The sequence below is a fragment of the Streptomyces sp. genome (assembly GCF_036566765.1).
In the GTDB taxonomy this organism is placed as follows: Bacteria; Actinomycetota; Actinomycetes; order Streptomycetales; family Streptomycetaceae; genus Streptomyces.
On sequence record NZ_DATCVQ010000049.1, the window covers coordinates 22,974 to 29,091 of the forward strand.

Consider the following 6,118-nt stretch of genomic DNA (forward strand, 5'->3'; position numbering starts at 1 on the left):
AGCATGGCGGGGTGACACCAGCAACCCATTCCCCTCTCTTCCCGCAGGTCCCGGAGTCGGCCGACGCGGTGCTCGACGGCCTGGACCCGGAGCAGCGCGAGGTCGCCCTGGCGCTGCACGGCCCGGTGTGCGTCCTCGCCGGCGCCGGCACGGGCAAGACGCGCGCGATCACTCACCGGATCGCGTACGGGGTGCGGGCGGGCATACTCCAGCCCGCCAGTGTGCTGGCCGTCACGTTCACCAACCGGGCCGCCGGCGAGATGCGCGGCCGGCTCCGCCAGCTCGGCGCGGGCGGCGTCCAGGCGCGCACGTTCCACTCGGCGGCGCTGCGGCAGCTCCAGTACTTCTGGCCGAAAGCCGTCGGTGGCGAGCTGCCCCGGCTCCTGGACCGGAAGGTCCAGCTGGTCGCCGAGGCCGCCGCTCGCTGTCGGGTCAGGCTGGACCGGAACGAGCTGCGCGACGTCACGAGCGAGATCGAGTGGGCGAAGGTCACCCAGACCGTGCCCGCCGACTATCCGGCCGTCGTCGCCAAGTCGGTCCGGGACGCCCCCCGCGACCCGGCCGAGATCGGCCAGATCTACGCGATGTACGAGCAGCTCAAGCGCGACCGCTCGGTGATCGACTTCGAGGACGTGCTGCTGCTCACCGTCGGCATCCTCCAGGACCGGCACGACATCGCCGACCAGATCCGCAGCCAGTACCACCACTTCGTGGTGGACGAGTACCAGGACGTCTCCCCGCTCCAGCAGCGCCTGCTCGATCTGTGGCTCGGCGACCGGGACAACCTGTGCGTCGTCGGCGACGCGAGCCAGACGATCTACTCCTTCACCGGCGCCACCCCCGAGCACCTGCTGAACTTCCGCACCCGGCACCCGAACGCCACCGTGGTGAAGCTGATCCGCGACTACCGCTCCACCCCCCAGGTCGTGCACCTGGCGAACGGGCTGCTGAGCCAGGCCCGCGGCCGGGCCGCCGAGCACCGGCTCGAACTGGTCTCCCAGCGCGACCCCGGCCCCGAGCCGGTCTACACCGAGTACGCCGACGAGCCCGCCGAGGCGGAGGGCACCGCCCGCCGCATCCGGGACCTGATCGCCGCCGGCGTCCCGGCCGGGGAGATCGCGGTGCTCTACCGGATCAACGCCCAGTCGGAGGTCTACGAGCAGGCCCTGGCCGACGCCGGGGTGCCGTACCAGCTGCGCGGCGCGGAGCGGTTCTTCGAGCGCCAGGAGGTGCGGGAGGCCGGCATCGCCCTGCGCGGCGCGGCCCGCGCCGGGGCCAACGACTCGCTGCTCGACGACGCGGAGGACCTGCCCGCCCAGGTCCGCGCGGTGCTCTCGACCAAGGGCTGGACCACCGAGCCGCCGGCCGGCTCCGGCGCGGCCCGCGACCGCTGGGAGTCCCTGGCGGCGCTGGTCCGTCTCGCCGAGGACTTCGCCCGCGCCAAGCCGGGCGCCACCCTGTCCGACCTGGTCGCGGAGCTCGACGAGCGGGCCGCCGCCCAGCACGCCCCGACCGTGCAGGGCGTCACGCTCGCCTCGCTGCACTCCGCCAAGGGCCTGGAGTGGGACGCCGTCTTCCTGGTCGGCCTCACCGAGGGCATGATGCCGATCACATACGCCAAGACGGACGAGCAGGTCGAGGAGGAGCGCCGCCTGCTGTACGTGGGCGTCACCCGGGCCCGGCTGCACCTCTCGCTCTCCTGGGCGCTGTCCCGCTCCCCGGGCGGCCGCCCCTCCCGCCGCCCCAGCCGGTTCCTCAAGGGTCTGCGGCCCGGTTCGGGATCGCTCGGCGCGAGCCGGGGCGCGGGCGTCGGCGGCATCGAGCGGGGCGCCGGAGGCAGCGGCGGCGCGGGCGAGAGCCGGCGGCGCAGACAGCGCGGCCCGGTCCGGTGCCGGGTCTGCGGCGCCACGCTCACCGAGGCCGGCGAGATGAAGCTGATGCGCTGTGAGGACTGCCCGTCGGACATGGACGAGGGGCTGTACGAGCGGCTGCGCGAGTGGCGCGCGGAGCAGGCACAGGAGCTGGGCCAGCCGGCGTACTGCGTGTTCACCGACAAGACGCTGATGGCGATCGCCGAGCGGGTGCCCGCCGCCGACGGCGAGTTGGCCGGCATCTCCGGCGTCGGCGCGCGCAAGATGGTCCGGTTCGGGGCCGCCGTCCTCGCCATCTGCGCCGGTCGGGAGCCTGGAGGAGACGACGAGGAGGTCTGAGGAAAACTCGTCGAAAAAATAGTTTGCGCCCGCCCCGTCAAGCCCCATAGGTTCTTAACCACGGAAACAGCGCCTTCTCCGAAGCGCTGCCTCCGTGCTGTACTTATCCGAATAGCGAGGGACCGGCTCACCCCGATCCCCCCGAGACGCCGAGAGGAGGCGATTCCAGTGATCAGCAACATCGACAGCATCATCGTCAGCACCGCCAAAATGACCGATCTCTCGGTCGTCTCCGCCTGCTCGCTCGGCCTCTCCGGTTCGGCGTTCCTCGGCAGCGGTCTGCCCGGCACCGGTCTGTCCGGTTTCGCGGCCGCCCGTCCGGCGACCCTCCTGGCGGCTCTCCCCGTCAGTGAGCGGCGCAATGAGCGACCGACCAAGGCACTGGAAGCAGCCGTAGCAGGCAAGGCCGAGGCCATGGCCTATGGCTTCGCCGCAACCGGTGCCGGCAAGCAGCAGACGACGACGCAGCACCACAAGATGTGGGCCTTCCGTGGGCTCGAACCCTGGAGTGATCCAGCCTGATTCAGGATCAGGCCGGCGCCTTCAGGGCCGCGGAACCCCACCAGGGATCCGCGGCCCTTCTGTTTGTCCCCGAACGGGGACGACGGAGCGAAGGGGCCTCGGGACCAGCAGAACCCGGTACCAGCAGAACCCCCGGTCAACCGGCCGGAACGACCAGACGAGGAAAGACACCCGTGCAACTCGAAGCGCACGCCCCGTCCGTACCGCCTTCCGAAACGATCCCCCCGCCCGGCCTCACGGAGGACTCCGCCTTGACCCCGCTCACCGCGCTGACCGCGCTCGACGACGCCATCGAGAACCTGGGCGTGCCCGTCCCCTGTCGTTCCTTCGACCCGGAGGTCTTCTTCGCCGAGTCCCCCGCGGACGTCGAGTACGCCAAGTCCCTCTGCCGGACCTGCCCGCTGATGGCCGCCTGCCTCGAGGGCGCCAAGGAGCGGCGTGAGCCGTGGGGTGTCTGGGGCGGCGAGCTGTTCGTCCAGGGTGTCGTCGTCGCCCGCAAGCGGCCGCGTGGTCGCCCGCGCAAGAACCCGGTTGCGGCATGAACATCACCGGAACCATCGATCGACCCCTCACGCACGATCCCCAGAAGCTGGCCCCGATGACCTCTTCCACGAGCGAGCCCTCCGGCTCCGCCACCCCAGACGTTTACATCACCGGCGCGAACGCCTCGCGTCAGAACAGGACCCGTGAGATGCAACTCATTCCAGAAGCCCTGGCCCGTGCCCATATGCACGAGCGCATGCGGGAAGCCGACGCGGAACGCCAGGCCGTGCGCCTGGTCGCCGCGCGGCGCATGCAGCGGCGTGCCGAGCGCGTGTCCCTGCGCGCCCGCCGCGCCCTGGCCATGGCCGTCATGCACTGAGGCGCCGACGAGCGCCATAGCGATCCGCGGGGGTCGGTCCGAACGGACCGGCCCCCGCGCCGCGTTGCACGCGGCCGCCGCACCCCGCCGGGGTTATCGTCTGCAGAGTGCGGAACAGCGATTCCGGGCGGGAACCCCGGACCTCCGAGGAGAGCTTCGTGTGCGCGCGCTGTGGCGCGGTGGCCGAGAGCCTGCCCGTGACCTGGACCTGCTCGGTGGAGAACGGCAGCCGACGCTACTTCTGCGACGCCTGCGCCCGGGACAACATCAGGGCGATCGAGGGCCGGCTCGACTCGTCCTGGTGGTGAACCCGGTCCGGGCGGTGACCCGCCGGCTCGTCGGTGACCCGCCGGCGCGGAGCCCGGCCGGTCACTCCGCCTCGACGAACCCCGGCAGCCACTCCTCCAGTTCGTCCCGCAGCCGCACCGTCGCGTTCAGCTGACACAGCACCCCGATCGTGCTCAGCGTCACTCGGTGTATCAGCAGGTACGACGGCGGCAGGTTGAGCTGCTTGCCGAACTGGTGGGCGGGGGAGCGCGGATCGGCGATCCGGGCCGCCTGGGCGCGCAGCCAGTCCCGGGTGAAGCCGAAGGACTCCAGCTCCGCCGGCTCGATCATCGGCAGCAGGTACGCGAGCATCCCGTCCGGATCGAGCGCGATCTTCTCCTTCACGAACCCCTCGCGGCAGAGCAGTTCGTAGACCGTCTCGGCGTCGCCCGCCAGCGCCGTCCGCAGACAGACTCCGATCGTCTCCGGCAGCCCGCCCGGCAACCGGTCCACCGTGCCGAAGTCCAGCACGCCCAGCCGCCAGCTCTCCGGGCCGTCGTCATCCTCCGCGCCCGGCAGCAGCCGGAAGTTCCCCGGATGCGGATCCGCGTGCAGCAGCCCCGTCCGCCCCGGGCCGGAGAACAGGAACCGGGCCAGCAGCTGACCCGCCCGGTCCCGCTGCTCCGGAGTGCCGTCCGAGATCACCTCCGCCAGCGGGATTCCGTCGATCCACTCCGTCACCAGGACCTGGTCCGACTGGTGGACCACGCCCGGCACCACCACGTCCGGGTCGTCCGCGAACTCCTCGGCGTGCGCCCGCTGGGACTCCGCCTCAAGGCCGTAGTCCAGCTCCTCCGAGACCCGGTCCCGCAGCTCCGTGATCAGCGGCTTGATGTCCATCCCTGGGATCAGCGGACCGAGCAGCCGGGCGAACCGGCTCAGCTGGGTCAGGTCGGACAGGAGCGCCTCGCCCGCCCCCGGGTACTGCACCTTCACCGCGACCTCGCGGCCGTCCTGCCACACCGCCCGGTGCACCTGGCCGATCGACGCCGCCGCGGCCGGCTTGTCCTCGAACTCCAGGAACAGCTCCCGCCACTCCTCGCCGAGCCGCTCCTCCAGCACCGCGTGCACGGTCCGGGTCGGCATCGGCGGCGCCGCCTCCTGGAGCTTGGTGAGCGCTGCCCGGTACGGCCCGGCCACCTCCTCCGGCAGCGCGGACTCGAAGACGGACAGCGCCTGCCCGAGCTTCATCGCCCCGCCCTTGAGCTCGCCCAGGACCTTGAACAGCTGCTCCGCCGTGCGCTGTTGGAGCTCCCGGGCGACGATCTCGGCCGACTTGCCGCCGATCCGCTTGCCCAGGCCCCACGTCGCCCGGCCGGCGATGCCCAAGGGCAGCGCGGCCAACTTGGCAGTCCGGGTGACCGCCTTCCGGGGAAGATCAGACATACGCCCCTCCAAATCCCAGACCGCCGGGCCGTGGGTGGCCGTTACCCCGCCATTGTGTCCTGCGCCGTCCGGACCTCGGACCGGCGCTCCCCTTCTCTGTTACCTGCCGCACCGCACGGACAACCGGAGTACGGCGCGAACCGCTCGGCACGCCACTCCAGCAGCGGCATGGACGCCTCCCAGCGGGCCCCCGTGCTCGCCGGCAGCTCCCCGTCGAGGAAGGCCAGCGCGTGCGCCGCGGCCAGCCCCGCCACCGCCGTCGCGAGCGCCGTGTCGCAGGCCGGCGCCGGATCCGGCGCGCCGGAACGCCACTGCGCCAGCATCCGCGGCCACACCGGCTCCCGGTCGGTCCGCTCCCGATGCAGGCACTCGGCGCAGGCCGTCCCGCCCGGCAGCACCAGCGGCCCCACCACCCCGGTCGCCTCGACCACCCCCGCGTACAGGTGCGGGACGCCCCCGGCGATCCACGGCTGGGCCGGCACCGGATCGGGGACGTACGCCCCCAGCCCGTCCCGGGGCGTCACCACCACCAGCGACAACCCCGGTTCGGCGCCGCGGGACCCCCGGGAGTCCCGCGGCGCACGCCCGCCCGGCGCCGACCGCCCCACAAGGCGTCCGGCCGCGACCGCCCGGCGCTCGCCCACCGCCTCGGCCGGCAGCCCGCCCGGCGAGACCTCCCACGGCTGCACCGACCCCGAGTCCAGGACCTCCACCCGGCCCACCCCCGAGGCCGAGAGCAGCGCCGCGACCGCCGCGCCGACCCTGCCCGCACCGCGCACCTGCACCCGCAGGGACCGGCGGGCGGGCAACC

7 protein-coding genes are annotated in these 6,118 nt (G+C 72.8%); 5 read left to right on the forward strand and 2 right to left on the reverse strand.

From position 1 onward, the window contains the following. Positions 1-11: 11 nt before the first annotated feature. From VIU94_RS02495 to VIU94_RS02515, 5 genes are all read left to right on the forward strand, one after another. A complete protein-coding gene (locus tag VIU94_RS02495) occupies positions 12-2,210 on the forward strand; it encodes an ATP-dependent DNA helicase UvrD2 (RefSeq protein ID WP_331907014.1) in 2,199 nt (732 codons plus the stop codon). A 168-nt stretch (positions 2,211-2,378) separates the two neighbouring features. Continuing rightward, positions 2,379-2,732 (forward strand): hypothetical protein, encoded by a 354-nt coding sequence (locus VIU94_RS02500; RefSeq protein WP_331907016.1) that lies wholly within the window; start codon positions 2,379-2,381, stop codon positions 2,730-2,732. A 173-nt stretch (positions 2,733-2,905) separates the two neighbouring features. After that, the gene (locus VIU94_RS02505; RefSeq protein ID WP_331907018.1) at positions 2,906-3,274 is read left to right on the forward strand and encodes a WhiB family transcriptional regulator; all 369 of its coding nucleotides are present in this window, start codon (positions 2,906-2,908) and stop codon (positions 3,272-3,274) included. Next, entirely contained in the window at positions 3,271-3,594 is a 324-nt protein-coding gene (locus VIU94_RS02510; RefSeq protein ID WP_331907020.1) for a putative WhiB-interacting protein, read from the forward strand. Before VIU94_RS02505 ends, VIU94_RS02510 begins: the two co-directional genes overlap by 4 nt. A gap of 107 nt (positions 3,595-3,701) precedes the next feature. Then, a complete protein-coding gene (locus VIU94_RS02515) occupies positions 3,702-3,902 on the forward strand; it encodes a hypothetical protein (RefSeq protein WP_331907022.1) in 201 nt (66 codons plus the stop codon). 61 nt (positions 3,903-3,963) lie between these two features. Here VIU94_RS02515 and VIU94_RS02520 read toward each other — a convergent pair whose 3' ends face one another. Continuing rightward, entirely contained in the window at positions 3,964-5,307 is a 1,344-nt protein-coding gene (locus tag VIU94_RS02520; RefSeq protein WP_331907024.1) for an ABC1 kinase family protein, read from the reverse strand. 41 nt (positions 5,308-5,348) lie between these two features. Then, positions 5,349-6,118, reverse strand: a 770-nt coding sequence (locus VIU94_RS02525) for a TOMM precursor leader peptide-binding protein (protein ID WP_331907026.1), incomplete at its 5' end; no start/stop codon positions are given.

Bases quoted from the DNA above. Each gene is read 5' to 3' on its own strand.
- VIU94_RS02520 (WP_331907024.1), bottom strand. From the start codon at position 5,307: ATGTCTGATCTTCCCCGGAAGGCGGTCACCCGGACTGCCAAGTTGGCC.
- VIU94_RS02510 (WP_331907020.1), top strand. From the start codon at position 3,271: ATGAACATCACCGGAACCATCGATCGACCCCTCACGCACGATCCCCAG.